This window comes from Streptosporangium sp. NPDC002607 (assembly GCF_053592655.1).
Genome location: NZ_JBSFWD010000016.1, coordinates 66,117 through 84,067, shown reverse-complemented (window position 1 = coordinate 84,067; position 17,951 = coordinate 66,117). Strand labels below are relative to the sequence as shown.

Annotated in this window: 14 protein-coding genes; 9 read left to right on the top strand and 5 right to left on the bottom strand. The window is 66.7% G+C overall.

All coding sequences use genetic code 11. The annotated features are described in order from the left end of the window. Positions 1-7 precede the first annotated feature (7 nt). From ACWD3H_RS19765 to ACWD3H_RS19745, 5 genes are all read left to right on the top strand, one after another. Positions 8-1,453 carry an aldehyde dehydrogenase family protein gene (locus tag ACWD3H_RS19765; RefSeq protein WP_451955992.1) on the top strand — a complete coding sequence of 482 codons (1,446 nt, stop codon included), beginning with the start codon at positions 8-10 and terminating at the stop codon, positions 1,451-1,453. A gap of 77 nt (positions 1,454-1,530) precedes the next feature. Continuing rightward, positions 1,531-2,160: a GntR family transcriptional regulator gene (locus ACWD3H_RS19760; protein ID WP_355568943.1), complete on the top strand. Its 630-nt coding sequence runs from the start codon at positions 1,531-1,533 to the stop codon at positions 2,158-2,160. Positions 2,161-2,569: 409 nt separating this feature from the next. Then, positions 2,570-3,955, top strand: a complete 1,386-nt coding sequence (locus ACWD3H_RS19755; protein WP_451955991.1) for an MFS transporter — start codon at positions 2,570-2,572, stop codon at positions 3,953-3,955. Positions 3,956-3,981: 26 nt separating this feature from the next. Beyond that, positions 3,982-4,416 (top strand): enoyl-CoA hydratase-related protein, encoded by a 435-nt coding sequence (locus ACWD3H_RS19750; protein WP_451955990.1) that lies wholly within the window; start codon positions 3,982-3,984, stop codon positions 4,414-4,416. Positions 4,417-4,730: 314 nt separating this feature from the next. Then, positions 4,731-5,327 carry a hypothetical protein gene (locus tag ACWD3H_RS19745; protein WP_451955989.1) on the top strand — a complete coding sequence of 199 codons (597 nt, stop codon included), beginning with the start codon at positions 4,731-4,733 and terminating at the stop codon, positions 5,325-5,327. Between the two features lie 116 nt (positions 5,328-5,443). Here ACWD3H_RS19745 and ACWD3H_RS19740 read toward each other — a convergent pair whose 3' ends face one another. Together ACWD3H_RS19740 and ACWD3H_RS19735 are read right to left on the bottom strand one after the other, a co-directional pair. Next, positions 5,444-6,157, bottom strand: coding sequence for a cellulose binding domain-containing protein (locus ACWD3H_RS19740; RefSeq protein WP_451955988.1), 714 nt, complete (start codon positions 6,155-6,157; stop codon positions 5,444-5,446). Between the two features lie 155 nt (positions 6,158-6,312). Then, entirely contained in the window at positions 6,313-6,747 is a 435-nt protein-coding gene (locus ACWD3H_RS19735) for a MarR family winged helix-turn-helix transcriptional regulator (protein WP_451955987.1), read from the bottom strand. Positions 6,748-6,846: 99 nt separating this feature from the next. Between ACWD3H_RS19735 and ACWD3H_RS19730 the strand changes: the two genes are divergently transcribed. Next, entirely contained in the window at positions 6,847-8,283 is a 1,437-nt protein-coding gene (locus ACWD3H_RS19730) for an MFS transporter (RefSeq protein WP_451955986.1), read from the top strand. 274 nt (positions 8,284-8,557) lie between these two features. On the opposite strand, the gene ACWD3H_RS19725 is transcribed toward ACWD3H_RS19730, so the two are convergent. Next, complete coding sequence (locus ACWD3H_RS19725; protein ID WP_451955985.1) at positions 8,558-9,226, bottom strand: integrase core domain-containing protein; 669 nt, start codon at positions 9,224-9,226, stop codon at positions 8,558-8,560. 130 nt (positions 9,227-9,356) lie between these two features. Here ACWD3H_RS19725 and ACWD3H_RS19720 point away from each other — a divergent pair, with 130 nt between their 5' ends. Both ACWD3H_RS19720 and ACWD3H_RS19715 read left to right on the top strand, forming a co-directional pair. After that, positions 9,357-9,755 carry a hypothetical protein gene (locus ACWD3H_RS19720; RefSeq protein WP_451955984.1) on the top strand — a complete coding sequence of 133 codons (399 nt, stop codon included), beginning with the start codon at positions 9,357-9,359 and terminating at the stop codon, positions 9,753-9,755. Between the two features lies 1 nt (position 9,756). Beyond that, positions 9,757-10,026, top strand: a complete 270-nt coding sequence (locus ACWD3H_RS19715; RefSeq protein ID WP_451955983.1) for a hypothetical protein — start codon at positions 9,757-9,759, stop codon at positions 10,024-10,026. Between the two features lie 1,588 nt (positions 10,027-11,614). Here ACWD3H_RS19715 and ACWD3H_RS19710 read toward each other — a convergent pair. After that, complete coding sequence (locus ACWD3H_RS19710; protein ID WP_451955982.1) at positions 11,615-12,490, bottom strand: tyrosine-type recombinase/integrase; 876 nt, start codon at positions 12,488-12,490, stop codon at positions 11,615-11,617. A 180-nt stretch (positions 12,491-12,670) separates the two neighbouring features. Further along, positions 12,671-13,042, bottom strand: a complete 372-nt coding sequence (locus tag ACWD3H_RS19705; protein WP_451955981.1) for a hypothetical protein — start codon at positions 13,040-13,042, stop codon at positions 12,671-12,673. Positions 13,043-13,765: 723 nt separating this feature from the next. Here ACWD3H_RS19705 and ACWD3H_RS19700 point away from each other — a divergent pair. Further along, the gene (locus ACWD3H_RS19700) at positions 13,766-17,062 is read left to right on the top strand and encodes a BTAD domain-containing putative transcriptional regulator (protein WP_451955980.1); all 3,297 of its coding nucleotides are present in this window, start codon (positions 13,766-13,768) and stop codon (positions 17,060-17,062) included. Positions 17,063-17,951 lie beyond the last annotated feature (889 nt).

Sequence of the window (17,951 nt, the reverse complement as noted above, 5' to 3'; positions counted from 1 at the left end):
ATTTGGAATGAACGTGCAGGATACGATTGCAGCAATCGAGGCCTTGACCGCGACATCGAACGGTACGGACCTCGCGACGAAGGAACGTTTCGACGTCGTGAACCCGGCGACGGGGCAGGTGTTCGCCAGCGCGCCCGCCGTCCGTCCTGAACAGCTCGATCAGGTGTTCGCGGACGCGCAGGCGGCGTTCCACCTGTGGAAGCGGGACGAGTCGGCGCGCCGTGACGCCATGCGACGGGCGGCAGACGTCGTCGAGGCGAGCGTCGCGACTCTCGCACGCGTCCTCACGATGGAGCAGGGCAAACCTGTCGAGGAGGCACGCAGCGAGATCCTGAGCGCCGTGACTTGGCTGCGCTATTACGCTGATCTGGAGTTGCCGCGCGAAGTCATCCGAGACGACGCGCACGGCTACGAGGAGATCTTCCGCAGGCCGATGGGTGTGGTGAGCGCGATCACACCCTGGAACTTCCCCGTCGGCCTCGCGATGTGGAAGATCGCTCCAGCCCTCAGGGCGGGGAACACCCTCGTGGTGAAACCGTCGCCGTACACTCCGCTCGCGACGCTCGCATTGGGGCAGGCGCTCCGCGGTGTCCTGCCTGATGGCGTCCTCAACATCGTCACGGGGCCCGATCCCCTGGGGGCGGCGATGGTGGCGCATCCCGTGCCGCGCAAGGTGAGCTTCACAGGCTCGACCTCTGTCGGGAAGAAGGTGGCGCTCGGGGCCGCGCCTGATCTCAAGCGCGTGACCCTGGAACTCGGGGGCAATGATCCGGCGATCATCCTCCCCGACGTCGATGTCGATGAGATCGCGCCACGTCTGTTCTGGAGCGCGTTCAGCAACAGTGGGCAGATTTGCGTCGCGGTCAAGCGCGTGTATGCGCACGAATCCATCAAACCCCGGCTTGTGGAGGCGCTCGGGGAGCTGGCCGCATCCGTGCGCATAGGCGACGGGCTGCAAGAGGGTGTCGAACTGGGCCCCGTCAACAATCGTCCCCAGTGGGAGCGGGTCAATGATCTGGTGAACGACGCGAGATCACGCGGTGCCCGGGTGGTGGCGGGCGGCGAGACGGCCGGCGATGGCGGCTATTTCTTCCGGCCGACGGTCCTTGATGCCGTCGACGACAGCTTCCGCGTCGTGGCCGAGGAGCAGTTCGGGCCGGTGCTGCCGGTCCTGTCCTTCCGAGACGAGGACGACGTCGTGAGGCGGGCCAATGACAGCGAATACGGGTTGACGGCATCGGTCTGGTCGAACGACATCGAGCGTGCGGCCGGCATCGCCGCACAGATCGATTCAGGTCAGGTCGCCATCAATCAGCACGCGCGCGGGCTGGGGCCGCATCTGCCCTTCGGCGGGCACAAGTGGAGCGGGATCGGCGTGGAGAACGGGCCCTGGGGACTGTACAGCTTCACGGAGATGCAAGTCATCGCAGGTCCGGCGCGCATGACCGGCTAGCTGATTCGCGGAGGATCGTGGCGATGCGAGGCGTGAACGGGCCTGCCCGGGCGACGGGCCGATTTAGAATAGCCCTCGTGCGAGCGAGCGATGTGGCTTACGGGCAACTACGCCAGGAGATCATCGACTGGGTGTTGAAGCCGGGAACGCTTCTGGGAGAGATCGAGACTGCGGAGCGAGTCGGGGTCTCCCGAACTCCGATCCGCGAAGCCTTGACCCGTCTTGCGGCGGAAGGCCTCGTCACGACGTCCGGGCGGACGGCGATCGTTGCCCCCCTCTCGCGCAAACACGTCATTGAACTGTTCGAACTGCGCGAAGCGCTGGAGACCCAAGCGGCGCGACTCGCGGCGCGACGCCGGGACCCGGAGCGGTTCGCAACGCTCCTGGCGGAGTTTCGCCGTGGTCCGGATCCGGGGGAGGCGGTTGACCCGCGCCGTCCGTACTTCCTGTCGAGCGAACTGGATGCGGCGATCGACGAGGCGGCCGACAGCCAGTACCTGCGGTCAGCGCTCGAAGATGTCCGCGGCCAGATGGCGCGCGTTCGCTTCTACTCCCGATCGAACTCCGAACGGTTGCACCGCGCGACGCTCGAGCACATGCAAATCGTCGAGGCCATCCATAGCGGCGACGAGCTCTTCGCCTCGCAGGCGACCGCGGTCCACCTGCGCAACAGCTTGGCGAACGTCCTAGAGTCTCTACCCCTGTAGCTCGAGCCAGGGGTAGCGGGCAATCACACGGGCATCGGCGACGGCGGAAGCCGTGAGGGCGTTGCCGTTGGTGGGGCGGGGCGCCGGCACGGCGTGGCACGCCGGCTGACCGAGACGCGGATCGGACCGACGCATCGGGCCGATGCGTAACCACTGGCTTCTAGTATACAAATCCGGGTTCAAATCCACTCTTGCGCGGCATAACCGGGCATGCAACCCTAGCGTGAAGCGCTTCAGTATACATTCAGGCCGGCGTCGACGACGAATAGCGGTTCGCACGGTGAGCGGGAGTTCCCTGCGGGCTGGGTTCGACGACCTCGCAGTGGTTCTCGACCGGGCAGTGCCAGTCGAGGAACCGGGACACGCGCATAGTCGCACCCGGCCGGCATTACTCCGAGAGGACTCTCACATGCCAAAGACGACACAGCGGGGAGCTCGCAAGCAAGGCAATCCGTGGCTGGTTCTGTTCGGAGCCGGCATCGCCAACGCCGTAGGACCGCAACCGATCGTTCTGGGCACGCTCGGGGTCTTCATCATCCCGATCACCGAAGCCACCGGATTCGGCCGCACGACCGTCACTAGCTCCTACTCCGTCGCTGCGGTGGGCATGGCCATCGGCCTCGTCATCGTCGGCAGACTGCTCGACAGGTACGCCGTGCGGTACATCTTGATACCGGCGTTCGTCGGGTTCTCGGTGTCCACGGCGATCATCGGGCTGATGCCGGCGAACCCCATCGCGTTCCTCGTGCCCTACTTCCTCCTTGGCTTCTTCGGCGCGGGGACCTACACTCCGATCGCCAAGACGCTGGTGACCTGGTTCGACAACAAGCGCGCCCTGGCGATCGGACTCTGCGCAGGGATCATGAGTCTCGGGACGTCCCTCACGCCGATCATCGCCGGGGCACTCATCGGTCGGCTTGGATGGCAGATGGCCTACGCAACGCTGGGACTGATCGCACTGATCGTCTCGGTCTCGATGATCACCGTGTTCGTGCGGGCCCGCGCCGAACGCCACGTCCGCGGCCGGCTCGTCACCGAGACCGAGGACGACGGAAAGTCGGTGAGCCTGGAGTTGCCGGGACTGACGTTCGGCGAGGCGCTGCGCTCAAGGCACTTCTGGATGCTCACGCTGGCGCTCGGCGCGGTCGGGATCGCCATCGTCGGACTGCAGGTGCACCTCGTGCCCATGATGAGCGATCGCGGTCTGGACTCCGCGCAGGCAGCTCTTCTGCTGACCATCTATGCTCTGGCCAGCGTCGTCGGACGGGTCGGCGGCGGATTCCTGATCGATCGCATCCCCGGCACGATCATCGGGCCCATCGTGATCCTCGTTCCGGTCGTGGGGCTCTTCTTCCTCCACCCGCCCTTCGTCTCGGCCGCCGTGGCGGTGGCACTGATCGGGGTGGCGTACGGCATCGAGGCCGACCTCGTCGCGTTCTTCATCACGCGGTATCTGGGCATGCGCGCCTTCGGGAAGGTCTTCGGACTCATGCAGTCGGTGTTCCTCATCGGCACCGGCTTCGGGCCGCTGCTGCTCGGCCTCGCATACGACAACTTCGGCACCTACGACCCGGTCATCCCCGTACTAGGCGGAATACTGGTCGCGTGCGCCATCACCATCGCGCTGCTCGGCAAGTACACCTACCCGGCCGTGGAGGGCTTCGATCAGGTGGCGGCGAAGGACGAGTTCGCGGCTTCTGAGCTTCTCAGCGAGATCGCGGAGGGCGAGGGCGAGCCCGCGCGAGATGCGCGGCCCGCGGCCATCGTCGGCGAGCAGAAGTCGTCGCTCAGCTGACCCGACCGACGTGGCCCGGCGCGGCGATGCCGCGCCGGGCCACGTCGAGGCTCATTGTGCATAGGCCGCAGTTCGGGCGACCGCGCCTCCGCATCGCCGTTCTGGTAATGACATGGGAGATCGTCTCCATCCAGCAAGCCGTGCCCGTTCGCGCTGCCGTGTTTGGCCGGCGCTGCCAGAGTGATCTCCGTCGCCAGCGAGGAACGCGCACATTTCCGAGACCGGCCGTCGCCGCAGTCATCGAGGGCCGCGGCATCGGGGGTGGCTGGGCATTCGCGGCGGCATGCGATCTCAGACTGGCATCGGAGAGCGCGATCGTCGGCCCCACCCCGGCCCGCCCGCGCGTCGTGTCTCCCCTCACAGGCGTCCGGCGGCTGGTCAAAATCGTGGGCATCGCCGCTGTGAGGCACCTTCTGTTCACGGGAGTGGCCCTCCGTAGCGTGCTTACGAACTGGGGCTGATCGAGGTCGTTCCCGGCTCTGAGATGAACGCGGCGCCAGCGCGAGTCGTCCGGACCTCCTCGATCGCTCGCAGCTGGCCATCCGTGCGATGAAGGAGCTGATGGACGGTCGAAACGCGCAGCTGGATGCCTACAGCCGACGGGCGGCGCTGTCACTGACGAGGGTGACTCGCTGAGGGTCGAGAGCGTTGCTGGACGGCTGGCGCGCCCAGCTCCCCATGGCGGAACAGCGTCGTGCAAACTACCGACCCGAATCGCGCTGCAGACCCGTCGATGCGTCTTTGCGACACGCGAGGAGCGCCATAGACTCCTGACATGGGCAACCACGAAGTAGTGGAAGCACTGCGGAATGCAGTCCTCGACCTTGCGTCGAACAATCCCGATTCGGAACTCACCGTGGCCGCCGTCGCGGGCGCCGCGGGGATCTCACGCGACGAGTTCTACCGAAACGCATCCAGCCCCATCCAGCTGCTGGCCGATGCCCTAAGCGACGAGTTGCTCTCGCAGTACGAGGAACTCGAAGATCAGTACCCCGATGAGCTCATACGAGCCATGCGGGCCCGGATCTCCTTGATCCACCTCGCGAAGTGGGCGAAGGTGTACGGGGGGCCGGTCCGGAAGCAGTTGATGCAGGCTCTTCGGCAGACACTCGAGCCGTCTCTCCGCATCATCAACGAAAAGGATATTCGGAAGCATCCGGAACTCTTGCCCGAAGGGATATCGCTCGACGACGATCTCGCGATCAAGTTCGTGTCGGCGTACAATTCCGGCGGTGGCATGGCGGGGATCGAAGTCTGGGTCGATCAGCCCGAGCCGGACGTCGAGCGCGGGCTGCAGCTGCTGTCGGCGGTCTCTTCGCTGCCACACCACCTCAAGGTCGATCCGCCACCGCAGACATCGCCCGACGACTGACTTTGCGCGCCGGCGGTACAGAGCCTGTGGGATGCTGAACGGAAAATCGGACCTCAGCTGGGCAGGCGGCAGCCTCCGTTCTGCGAGCAGAACGGATGTCGTGGATCGGGCCAGTGTCAGGTGGTCAGGTCGTGGGCGCGAGGGTGACCTGGTGGCCGAGGGCTTGGAGTTGGCGGACCAGGTCGCGGGTCTTGCGGGCGGGGTTGATGTGGCGCTGGTGCCAGTCGGCGCCGAGTTCGTGATAGCGGGCGTCGGGATCGTCGATCAGATGCCAGGCGATGACCAGGATGGAGCGGGCGACAGCAACGATGGCTTTGGCGTGACCTCGGCGTTTGACGATGCTGCGCGGGCCGCTGACTGACCCTGACGGTGAGCGACACCGTTCCGCCCTCCTGGACCTGTGGCCGGGCCACGCTCGCGAGGATGTACGGCTGGGGTGTGTACGACGCGGCCTCCCCGTTGAACGTGAAGCCGGGCGGCGGCACGTTGTCCAGGCTCGGGTTGTCGACCTGGATAGTGAGGGCGAGCAGGCCCCCAGCGGGGATGGAGCCGTTGAACGGCCGGTTGGCCAGGACGACATGGCGGCCGGTCTGCGTGAAGTTGGCGGAGTAGGCCGCGGTGATCGTCTGCCCGGCGGCGAGATCGAACTCGATCGTCCAGTCGGTCACCGCGCTGCTGGGCCACACGGTCAGCTGGGACTGGAAGCCGAGGCCCCAGTTGGCGGTCATCCCGTACGCGACCGTGGTCGCCGCGGCGTTCGCGGGGCCGGGCACGGTGAGCAGCACGCCCGCGCCCAGGGTCATCGCGACCAGCATCCGTCTGATCTTCATCGCGGGTCTCCCCGGGAAGCGGCGCACATCGGCGCAGGCTGACGGGTTGTGGGGCCTTCCGCAGGAAGCATCGCACCGACGCTCAGCCCAGGACAGCCTGCCTTCGTTCCCGATGGACCTGACCTGGCCGAGCCCGGTTGTCTCCGGTGAAATGTTCAGGTTTGGGGGGCGCGCTCGATGCTGGCGTTGAAATGGGCCAGACCTTCGGCGAAGGAGGCCAGTTCCTCCGGGGTCCAGCCGCTCAGCACCCGGTCGAAGCTGATCAGCCGGCACCGGAGCTCCTCCTCCACCCGGAGCAGCCCCTGCTCGGTGATGCGGAACTTGCGGGCCATGCCGCCCTCCGGGTCGGGGATGCGCTCGGCCAGGCCGCCGCGGAGCAGGGCGGTGGTCTGCCGGTTGATGGTGGAGGTGTCGAGACTGAACGCCTGCGCGAGCTGGCCGATCGACATCGGCCCCTCGGCTTCGAGCCGCCGCAGCAGGATGTAGCTGCTCTTCTCCAGTCGCCGGGTCTCGGGGTCGGGCACCGTGAGGACCTTGTACCGGCCGATCAGCATGAACTCACGTTCGATGTCGGCGATCTCCTTGCGCACGGGAACCTCCAATCCGGGGGGTCAGAATATCCCAATATATGGCGACATGTAGGATGCACATCCTATGCATAAGGCACATTGCCCACCAGTGGAGAACTCATGAGCCCGGCACCCGCCGCGCCCCGCAACGGAGCCGTCATCGGCGTCCTGGCGGCGGCGGGCATCACGGTCTCTCTGATGCAGACCCTGATGCTGCCTCTGATCGCCAGCCTGCCCACCCTCCTGCACACCACCGCCGCCAACGCCTCCTGGGCGATCACCGCCACCCTGCTGGCGGGCACGGTCGCCACCCCGGTCGCCGGTCGCCTCGGTGACCTCTACGGCAAACGCCGTGTCATCCTCGTCAGCGCGCTCCTGCTCGTCATCGGGTCCCTGGTCTGCGCTCCGGCCGACTCGCTGGTGCCCATGCTCGTCGGCCGTACGCTCCAGGGCTTCGGCCTGGGCATCATCTCGCTGGGGATCGCCTTAATGCGCGACATCCTGCCCGCGCACCGGCTCGGCTCGGCCGTCGCCCTGATGAGTTCCTCCCTCGGCGTCGGCGGCGCGCTCGGCATGCCCGCCGCCGCGCTCATCGCCCAGAAGGTGAGCTGGCACGCGCTCTTCTGGGGCTCGGCCGGGCTCAGCCTGCTACTGACCGTGCTGATCCTGGTGATCGTGCCGGAATCCCCGGTCACCTCGTCGGGCCGCTTCGACTTCGTCGGCGCGGCCGGCCTGACCGCCGGCCTGCTGCTGCTTCTGCTGCCCATCTCCAAGGGCGCCGACTGGGGGTGGACGAGCGCCCTCACCCTCGGCATGTTCGCCGCCGCTCCGGTGATCCTCCTGCTCTGGGGCTGGTGGGAGCTGCGTACCTCGGCCCCGCTGATCGACCTGCGCAGCGTCCGCCGCCAGGTCCTGCTGACCAACCTGGCCTCCGTCGTCATCGGCTTCGCCATGTACGCGATGTCGCTGATCACACCCCAGCTCCTGCAACTGCCCACGGCCACCGGGTACGGCCTGGGCCAGTCGATGCTCCAGGCCGGCCTCTGGATGGCCCCGGGCGGGCTCGTCATGATGGCGACCTCCCAGCTGGCCGCCCGCCTGTCCGCGGCCAGGGGCCCCAAGATCTCGCTGCTTCTCGGGACGCTCATCCTGGCCTCCGGCTACCTGCTGTCCCTCCCGCTGATGGGCAGCACCTGGGGCATCCTGACCTTCTCCGTCGTGATCAGCTGCGGGATCGGTTTCGCGTTCGCGGCCATGCCCACGCTCATCATGAACGCGGTCCCGATTACCGAGACGGCGGCGGCCAACGGCTTCAACACCCTCATGCGCGCGATCGGCGTCTCCAGCGCCAGCGCCGTGCTCGGCGCCGTGCTGGGCACCATGACGATGAAGCTGGGTCCGGCGACCCTCCCGTCCGAGCGCGGGTTCCACGTCGCCCTGCTCATCGGCGCGGCCACCGCCCTGCTGGCGGCCCTCGTCGTACTCACCATTCCCGGCCGCGCCGGGGCCCGCCGTCTGGCCGAGCAGCCCACCGACCTGGCCGGCGCCCAGGCCTGAACTGGCTGATCTCACCCGCCGGTCACACGGTTCGTCCCTACCATGCGGATGGCAGGGGCGGACGGAAGCCAGCGGGTGACAGGGTGGAACAATTCTTCGGCAACCTCACCGGGTCGCTGATCGATCTGCTGGTGAGGATGTTCGCCACGTTCTTCCTCGCCGCGGGGATGGCTGCCATCATCCGCGGCGAGTTCGACTTCGTCGCGCTGCTCTTCCTCTGCGGCGGTCTGGCGCTCATGGCGTTTGCGCCTGCCGATAATTCCATCCGTGCAGTTCAGGCGGCATGTGAGTACTCGTGGAGGACTCCGCCGAGCCGGTCTCGTCGGCGTATGGTCAAGCTCGCGATTCGCTCTGGATCAGTGATCGGCTCCGGGACGGGACGCAGCGGGGCGGCCTGGGCCAGTGCTTGATGGGCTCGGTGCCGGTTGTAAAACTCTTCGTACTCGCGCAGGGCGTGCCGGAGATGGCGTTCGTTCCAGAGCAAACAGCGGTCGAGAAGCTCGCGGCGGCACGACTGCACCCACCGCTCCATGACCGCGTTCATCCGCGGCATCCAGATACCGGTAAGCACAGTCCGGATGCCGGCCTCGGCCAGGATCTCATCCATGAGCGCCGGGAACTTCCCATCCCGGTCACGGATCAAAAAGCAGGCCCGGCAACCGGCGTCTTCCAGATCCATCACCAGATTCCTGACGGCCTGGTCGACCCAGTTCCCGGTCGGGTGGGCGGTGATGCCGAGCACGCGCACGCGTCTGGTGGCGTGGTCGATGACGGCCAGGATGTACTGACGCTGCCCATCAAGGGTGACGGTCTCGATGAAGTCGCAGGCCAGCAGGGCCTCGGCTTGGGAGCGCAGGAAGTCGGCCCAGGTGGTGGACGCCCGTTCGGGTGCCGGATCGATGCCTTCCTGCTTGAGGATCTCCCAGACCGTAGACGGCGCCACTTTGATGCCGAGCGTGGTGTACCCTCCGGTACCCCCAGGACGGATTCTCCCGGTTTAAGCGCAGGACGAGGGCGCGGATGGAACGGACGGTTGGCGGGCGCCCGCGCCGTTTCGGCACGCAGGCACGAGCATGACGCCGCTTCATCAGATCACGGTGCCACCGCACGACGGTATCCGGCCGGATGAGAAGCCTCAGCCGGCGCAGGACGTCTCGGGGCAGCGGTGTCAGGAGGGCGGCGAGGAAGGCTCGGTCCTCGGGCGCGAACCGCGCCCTGGCACCGACGCCGAGTTGCCGTTCGAGGATGGTGATCTGGTGACGCAGGGCGAGGATCTCGACGTCCTTGTCCCGATCTCCCATCGGGAGCAACCGCAGCGCGGCGAAGGTGTTCGTGACGGCGAGATAGGCCAGGCGAAGGAGCACGACCGGTCATCCTGCCGCACTGGCTCCTCTTCAGGAGTCGAAGCCTGCGTACCAGAGAAGTCCTGCAAGGCCGTGACCTGGACGGATGGAATTATCGGCAGGCGCTGAGTTGCGTACCGAGAAGATGCGGGACCAATTCGCGGATGGCCAGGTAACCGACATTAGTCTTCTCGACGATGACGATGAGATCTGGAATTACACAAGGGTGGGATCTCAGGTGAGGCTGAGGGGCGAGATGGTCAGCGAGATGCTTGACGATCTCGCCAGCATGGTAGAAACCACTGATCATCGTATTTGGTACATCGCATGGGATGCCCCGCGCTCTGAGCTAGAAGAGATCGAAGCGATTCTCCTAGGCCCCAAAGCTTCGACGGAGTGAAGGCTGTCATTGCTGAGACAGTGGGATTCGAACCTGCGTCCCTCTAACCCCCAGTCAGGCGTTCTACCAAATTGCGCTACGTCCGTGCTTCCTTGGCGATCGCTACTACCAATGCCAGCGGGGCCTCAATATTGGGCATTGGAAGGCAGGAAACCCCTTGACCCTGGCAATCACCCTCGTCGCTCAGTGGGGCACGTGGGCAAGCGTAGACCATAGGTTGACGGAACATCCGAGCGGGAAGCTGATTACGGACAGCAGCGTTAAGCACTTCGTCACACGCAATCGGGACGGTGGCGCACTCATCTCTTACACGGGACTCGGTAGGGTCGGCAGGCTCGACTTATCTGCCTGGGTACGAGGTGTTCTTCGTGGCGAAAATAGAACCGTAGACGAAACTCTGATCGACTTGCGGGAGCAGGCCACAGCCCGACTAGGCCTCTATGCCCATTCATACGGCATACCCCACTTCTTCCTAGCTGGCGCTTTCCTACAAGGACACCCGTGGGCAATAGAGGTTAAGAACACACAACCCTCCAGCGCCCTAGGGGCTGGCCCCACACAACCCTCCTTCCGTACGTCTGCAGAGAATGCCGCGAAAGAGCCGATTCTATTGGTCGGCGGCTCCGGGCGCGACGCCATCACTCCTGCAGACGCAAAGTTATTAGAGAAGGTATTTCGCAAGAGACCTCGTCAGCCGGAGGAGTTCATGCAGCTTCTAGCTGACGTGAACTTTCGTGCCGCAAAGAGTCGTCACGCAGCTAGCAAAACGATAAGTGCATCATGCACCGTCGTCTACATGCCACCGTCAGGCGACGGTGTGAAGCATCAGTGGTACGGCCCTGAAGCTCAGAGGCCCCAAGCCCCCCAAGGCTTCTCTCACATCGCTTTCGGACTTGATCTGGAAGAAGTTGCAAAGGCGGGAAGAGGCTTCCTCATGGGCAAGATTCCTAAAGAAGATCTGGACACTAAGGCCCAACAAGCTGCCGAGCGTGCGCTTCGGCCTCAGGGTCGAACCGTGCTCCCTCCCTCCTAGAGGCCTACACGGAGGTTGCAAGGCTTCCTACGGGCTGTGCTTTGAGCTGTTGACCGCCGCTCTTTAGACGAGTCCGCCTTTGCCCTGCTCAGTAACTCTTTTAGAGATCTAGCAAGTCAACATTTCGTCAACAGGAGGGGGTGGAACAGATGGCATCAGACTCCACCAGTCTCCAATGGCTGTCACCTGAATCTGCCCTCTGACCTGGCTAAACAACAAAAGTCCGGAGCACCCTGGAGTGCTCCGGACTTCGTTCGGCATAACCGTAGGTTCTGGGTTCGAGTCCCAGGCGCCCTACCACTCGCGAGCAGGAACGTAGGCTCTGACCTAGGCCTACGTTCCTGACGATCTTTCTCCGCCCATGCAGCCGGATGCAGTCAGACGCAGCCGTCTGCCAGGAGTCCCGGAATATATGCGGAATGGGATCGACGACGTTCCCCCGGGTCAGCTCAGAGGTTCCGGAAGCTCGCGGAGCGATTCCGGGGCCACGGTAGCCGACACGACGAAGGACCCCGAGGGCTACCCGGAGTCCTTCGTGTCCTGCTGTTGAGAGTGTCACGTCGTGAGCACTTCCAAGATCCGCTTGTTGGCCACCTCGTGCTGGCCGTCGATGCACTTGGCGTAGACCTTGAGCAGCACGTCCACTCCGTGCCCCGCCCGCTCCGCCACCTCCGGCGCGTGGACCCCCGCGTTCAGCCAGAGCGAGACCGCCGCGTGCCGCAGGTCGTACGGCCTGCGCGCCAGCGGTGAGGCGACCTGGTCAGGCGTGGAGGCGTACGACCGGGCTTGCTTCCAGACCATCGAGACCGTGGAGCCGGGGAAGGTCTGGCCGGTACGGGTCCGAAACAGCCGGCCATCCCCGGCGACTCCGTACCTGTCGATGTGCTCGCGCAGGATGGCCATCAGCTCCGGAGGGATCGGCACGGTCCGCGTGGCTTTCTCGTCGCGGTGCTTGAGCCCTCGTTCGTCGTTGGACTCTCCCGAGTCGGTGTAACGCTTGTTGCTCTCCGGCCGGGTCTTCTCCAGGGTGAGCGTGCCCCATCCGGTCTTCGGAAGCTCACAGTTCGCCTTGCGCAGACCGGCCGCCTCAGCCGGGCGGAGACCGGCGAAGTACATGCAGGCGAACATGGCCGCCATCATCTGGCCACGGGTACGGCCCGCATAGGTCACCGCGATCAACAGCTGACGAGCCTGCTCCGGATTGACCACCGACCGGCGATCGATCTCGCCGCCGGTTTTGACCTTGCGGAATTTGACCTTGTGGATCGGATTTGCCGAAAGCTCCCCCAGCTCCATGGCGTACTCCAGGACGTGATGGAAGACCGCCCGCTTGCGCCGGTAGGTCGAGGCAGCCGCGGCCTTGCCGTCCAGGCGCAGAGAGATGATCTCCAGGGCCGTCCGCGTGTGCTTGGGTTCCTCCAACGCGCTCAAGGGCGGCGCTGCGCGCCGCCTCGCGGCCCTGCGCCCGCTCGGCGGCCGGGCATGCGGCCTGGGGGCCGGTCCCGGCCGCCAGCGGCTCGGGCCGCCGCGAGCACCCGCCTTTCCATCAGATTCAGATCAGCGACGCCACCACATCCACCAACGGCGAGAACCCTCTACCGGAGCCCCGCACTACTCCTGAGCACGGAACTCGGGCACCGCCACAAGCGCTGCTTCGTACTGGGCTCTCTCGAACACGAACGGACCGATGGTTGTGAAATCGTCGTAGTCGACCTCATCGCAGTAATCCGTCTGCCAGCCCAGATCCCGCCAGACCACGTGATCGGAAGAGACCTCTACGACCACGGTCAGGGCTCCGCAGCCGAGATCACCGCACTCTGGACACACGTACAACGGCACCCTGCCGTCATCCAACGGTGACTCACACCGCCCCAGCAGCCGATACACGTCGTCATCGTCGTCAAGGACCGGGGCCAACCATAAGACCGACGCCATATCCGCGTTCCCGGGCACCATCTCCAGCAGCGACCTACCGTCGATCACGAAGTCCAGGAAACGACACTCGGAGCGATACGCCTCTCTCCCGAGCGTTTCAAAGGGCCGTACCCGACGCACCAGTGACAACGAACTAGCCATACCGCCAGTCTCCCAGCGAGGCATCCCACTAATCGAGGCAATAACCCAGCCTCCGGCAGGGGGCGCTCCGGCTCCGGGATGGTCCCAAGGGCGCGTTTGTCACCGCCAGCCTGTCGGTGACTGAGGTAGGGGCCTGATCAGGCGGGCGGGGTACGCGCAAGTGCGCAGCCTCGCGAACTACTCGACGTAGGTCGATGACAAGGACCGGCACCCCGCCGGGATCTGCGGCCTCTTCCGGTGTCGGCATTCGCGCGGCTACATCGGCTGGTCCCGTGACGTCCATCGGCGTACGTTCCCCTCCTTGGCGCACGTACGCCCCCGGCATCACTCCTACCCGGTTGCAAGTGAGGCCCAAGGTGCCTTACTAATGCTGATATCCGTGACATTAGTAGTACCGCTACGGAGAGGAGGCATAGCAGCAGTTCATCGGCACGATTTCGAGCCACAGAGGCGGCGCGGGTACCCCGGCTCCTCGCGGCACCCACCTCGTCGGCAGCGGACGGGAGCAGGAGACACATCCGCCGCCGACTCGCCGACCCTGCGGACTTACCGAAAGCCGCTCTGTGGGGTTGGGGGCGCATTTCCTGAACATAAAGATCGTGGAACTGTAATAGCAGCCGGGGTGAGGCAATGGAGTTCCGGGTTCTGGGTCCTCTCGAAGTCTGGGAAGCCGAGACGATCGTCGGCATCGGTGGTCCTCGGCAACGGGCCGTCCTCGCCAGACTGCTGGTCGCGGCCGGCGCCGTCGTCTCCACCGACACGTTGATCGATGACCTGTACCACCGGGATCCGCCGTCGGCGGCGCTGGCCTCGTTACACGTCTACGTGTCGAACCTGCGCCGCGCGGTCGAACCGGGGCGGGCTCCGCGCACCGCCCCGCGGCTCCTCATCGCGCGGCGACCCGGCTATCTGCTCGCCACGAAGGACGTCGACGCGATCCGGTTCGACCGGCTCGTCGCCGACGCGCAACACCGCCCGCCCGTTCAGGCACTCGCCCTCCTGGACCAGGCGCTGAGCCTGTGGCACGGTCTCCCGTACGGCGAGTTCGCGGGTGAACTGTGGGCGATCGCCGAGGTGAACCGCCTGCGCGAGCAGCGCCTCGTGGCAGTCGAGCGCCGCGCGCGGACGCTACTCGATCTCGGGCGGCACGACATGGTGGCTCACGAACTGGAGCCGGAGATCCCGGAGAATCCGCTGCGCGAGCGCCTGTGGTGGCTGCTGGCCCTGGCCCTGTACCGGTCCGGGCGGCAGGCCGACGCGCTGGCCGCGCTGCATCGAGCCAAGAAGGTCATCGCCGATCAGCTCGGGCTCGACCCCGGCCCCGAGCTGCGGGCTCTCGAAAGGGACATCCTCCAGCAGGCCCCGTCGCTCGCCCCCACCTTCGAACTCGCCTCGCCTGTCGTGACCGCCCCCGTCACGGCCCCTCCCACCGGGCCCTCCTCGCCACGGCACGGACGTGACCGGCAGTTGGCGGAGATGGAGGCGGCGCTCAGCCAGCGCGGCATGCGGGTCATCGCGGTGAGCGGCGGACCGGGCATCGGCAAGACCTGGCTCCTGCATGCCTTCCGCGCACGGTGTGCCGAACGAGGCCACGTGGTCCTCTGGGGCGGCTGCCACGAGTTCGAAGGCACACTGCCGCTCCTGCCGTGGATCAAGATCCTTAAGTCGCTGGAACGGATCCATCCGGCCCCCGACCGGCAGGCCCTGGCCGGCCTGCTGGACGAGACCGCCCCGGAGGGCTCGGCGGAGAAGGCGCGTCTTGAGCGCCATCGGGCGATCGTCGCCTGGCTCGTCGCCGCCGCGCGGACGCGGCCGCTAACGATCATCATGGACGATCTGCACTGGGCCGATCAGGCGACGCTGGCGCTGCTCGGCGACGTGACGGCACTGCTCAACGACTCGGCGCAGAGCGTGCCACTCGCGCTGGTGACCGCGTTCCGGGACAGCGTGAGCCCCTCTCCCGCCCACGATCTGCTTCGCAGGAGCGCCCGCTACAACCTGCTCCGCCTCCATCTCACCGGCCTCGACACCGATGCCGTACGGGCGATCGCCGCCGACATGGGCACCCGGCTCGACGAGGCCACGGCCCGCCTGCTGACCCACCGTACCGGGGGCAATCCCTTCTTCATCCGTGAGACGGTCCGGATGCTCGCCCAGGGCCGCGCACTCGACACCGTGCCCGCCGCGGTCGCCGACCTCATCCACCAGCACCTCGCCACGGCCGGGCCGCAGGTGAGCGAGGTGCTGGAGGTCGCTGCGGTGATCGGCAGGGAGTTCGACCCGGACGTCGTGGCCGAGGTGTGCCCGGCGCCCGTGTACGAGCTTCTGGACCAGGCGGTCAAGGCCGGGCTCGTCGTTCCGGCGGCGAACCGGATGGCCTTCGCCCACGACCTGGTCCGGGAGGCCCTCGTCCAGGAGATGCCGCCCCTGCGCAAGGCGCTCGTCCATCGCCGGACGATGAGCGTCCTGGCCACCCGGCCGGGCGCGGACGTGGCCGTCATCGCCCACCACGCCATCGAGGCCGGCCCCGCGGCGTACGGCGAGGCGGCCCGCTGGGCGACCGCGATGGCCGAGCAGGCCACCCTCCGGCTGGCCTACCGGGAGGCGGCCACCTGGTGGTCGCGCGCCGTGGAGGCCCACGGCGCCAGCGCCGGCGATCCGGCCAATCACGTCGAGCTGCTGCTGCGGCAGGCCCGCGCGCTGCTGGAGGCGGGCGACGCCCTGGCCGCCAGGCAGGTGCGCGCGCAGGCGCTACGGGCCGCCGACCGCGTGGGCGGCCCGGCCCGGCCCCTGCTGGTCGCCCGGGCGCTCACCACGCTGGACGCACCCTCCCTGTGGAACCTGCGCAACCCGTACGAGGAGGTGGAGCTTCAGTTGGTGCACCGGTTCGAGCTGGCGTTGCGGGCGCTGCCCGAAGCCGACAGCCCCGAGCGCGCGCGGCTGCTTGGCGGGCTCGCACAGGAGCTGTACGACGGCACCGACGACGCGCGGTGCCGTCTCCACTCGGCGGAGGCGGTCGCGATGGCCCGTCGGCTGGGCGATCCGCTCCTGCTGATGCGGCTGCTCAACGCACGCTACCTGTCCATCCCCGGCACCATCTATCCCGAACAGGCGCTGGAGATCGCCGAGGAGCTGAAGGCCCTGGCCCTGCGGACGCAGACTCCCGAGTTCGAGCTTCTCGGGCACATGATGCTGACCCACCGCCGGCTGGAGGCGTTCGATCTGGCGAGCGCGGACGAGGCGGCCGACCGTTGCGACACGATGCTGAGCCGGATGCCCCTGCCATGGCCGCGCTTCCAGCACCTGCTGTGGCGGGCGGGACGGCTCGTCCTCGCCGGCCGGTACGACGACGCCGAGGCCCACTACTGTGAGGCCGAGCAGCAGACCGAACGCATCGCCATGTGGTACCGGAACTCGGTGGTGCCCCTCGGCCGCATCCTCCTCCACTGTCAGCGCGGGACGCTCGCCGAGGCCGAGCCGCTGATCGACGCGGTGGCCGGGATCAGCCGGTGCGCGGATCAGGTGTTCCGCGTCCTGCTGCTCTGCGCGCGCGAGGACTCCGAGGGAGCGCGGCGGCTGACCGAGGGCGGATGGTCGGCGCCCCCTCGCGACTGGTCCTGGCTGACCTTCACCTGCCTGCAGGGGGCGGCGCAGGCGGCGGTCGGCGATCTGGCGGCCTGCGCGGCGACCTACTCCACCTTGCTGCCCTACAGCGGGAGGATCGCTGTGGGCGCCGCGATCGCCTTCCTGGGCCCCGTGGACTGGTTCCTCGCCCTGCTCGCCTCGGCGACAGGCGACCATGAGGCGGTGGAGCGGCATCTTGGCACCCTGACTCGGCTGGCCGATCAGGAGGGGCTGGACATCTGGAGCGAGCGGGCGATGAAGGCCACCGGCCTGAGAGTCCCCTTTCCGTACGCTCCCGTGTGAGTGCCCCTTGACGGCTGGGGGACGACCCCGGCATGACATGACGGAAGGTGGAGGAGCGGAGCGCGGGCCCCGCTCCTTCGTCCGTCGGCGGCGTGGCGACGGGATCCGGACGACCTCCGCATGCGACACCGCCGGACCTGTTCCCCCGGCCTTGGCGGGCATCGGGGCACCGCTGTCACCAAGGCAGAGGGAAGGCCCAGCGCGTTTTCGGCCAGGCCCGTTTCGGCCCTTGAGCAGGATTCATGAGCAGGAGTTGAAGGAACCCTGTCATCTCGACCGTAAGTAATTCACTAACACCTGTCACAAGGCTGTCCCCCTGGCAGGCGCCGTACCGACAGGGACGTCCTCGGGTGTGATCTCGGTCGGGAAAGCGGTAACCACACTGGTCTCTCCCCGATGGAAGGACAAACATCATGGAACTCGACGCGTGCGGGTGGCTGGTCAGGCACGTTGAGGTGGAATTCGGCGGCGCGGGTGCGGCAGGGGAACAGGTTGTTCTCCGTCCGGGCGGGAAGCCTCCTGTGGCCGTGCACGGCCACAGGAGGCCCTCCGTCTAGGCAGGAAGCGTGTCCAGGGTCTCGATGCCGAGTTCCACGGATGTACCTTCCCTTGTTCTATCCCGCGGCGCTCAGCGGCTCTGGAACGCCGCGCAGGTCCACTTCGTATAGCAGGTGACGTCGCACGGGTACAGGTCGCTCTCCGCCTGGGCGGGGAGCATGTCCAGGGCCTTGATGTCGAGTTCCATGGCGTTCGTCCTTTCATCGGTGGGGGGATCCCCGGCCGGCACCGCGGCTGGTGCGGAGCCCCTTTCGTGAGCATGGCCGCTCCTCGGTCATGCGCCGTGCGGAACCTTCCGGTGTGGGTGGCTCCAATCGGCGATGACGAGTCG

Coding starts and splice junctions, on each gene's coding strand:
- ACWD3H_RS19750 (WP_451955990.1), top strand. CDS start 3,982: ATGCCGCGCCGGGCCACGTCGAGGCTCATTGTGCATAGGCCGCAGTTC.
- ACWD3H_RS19745 (WP_451955989.1), top strand. CDS start 4,731: ATGGGCAACCACGAAGTAGTGGAAGCACTGCGGAATGCAGTCCTCGAC.
- ACWD3H_RS19755 (WP_451955991.1), top strand. CDS start 2,570: ATGCCAAAGACGACACAGCGGGGAGCTCGCAAGCAAGGCAATCCGTGG.
- ACWD3H_RS19740 (WP_451955988.1), bottom strand. CDS start 6,157: ATGAAGATCAGACGGATGCTGGTCGCGATGACCCTGGGCGCGGGCGTG.
- ACWD3H_RS19765 (WP_451955992.1), top strand. CDS start 8: ATGAACGTGCAGGATACGATTGCAGCAATCGAGGCCTTGACCGCGACA.
- ACWD3H_RS19700 (WP_451955980.1), top strand. CDS start 13,766: ATGGAGTTCCGGGTTCTGGGTCCTCTCGAAGTCTGGGAAGCCGAGACG.
- ACWD3H_RS19730 (WP_451955986.1), top strand. CDS start 6,847: ATGAGCCCGGCACCCGCCGCGCCCCGCAACGGAGCCGTCATCGGCGTC.
- ACWD3H_RS19720 (WP_451955984.1), top strand. CDS start 9,357: ATGACGCCGCTTCATCAGATCACGGTGCCACCGCACGACGGTATCCGG.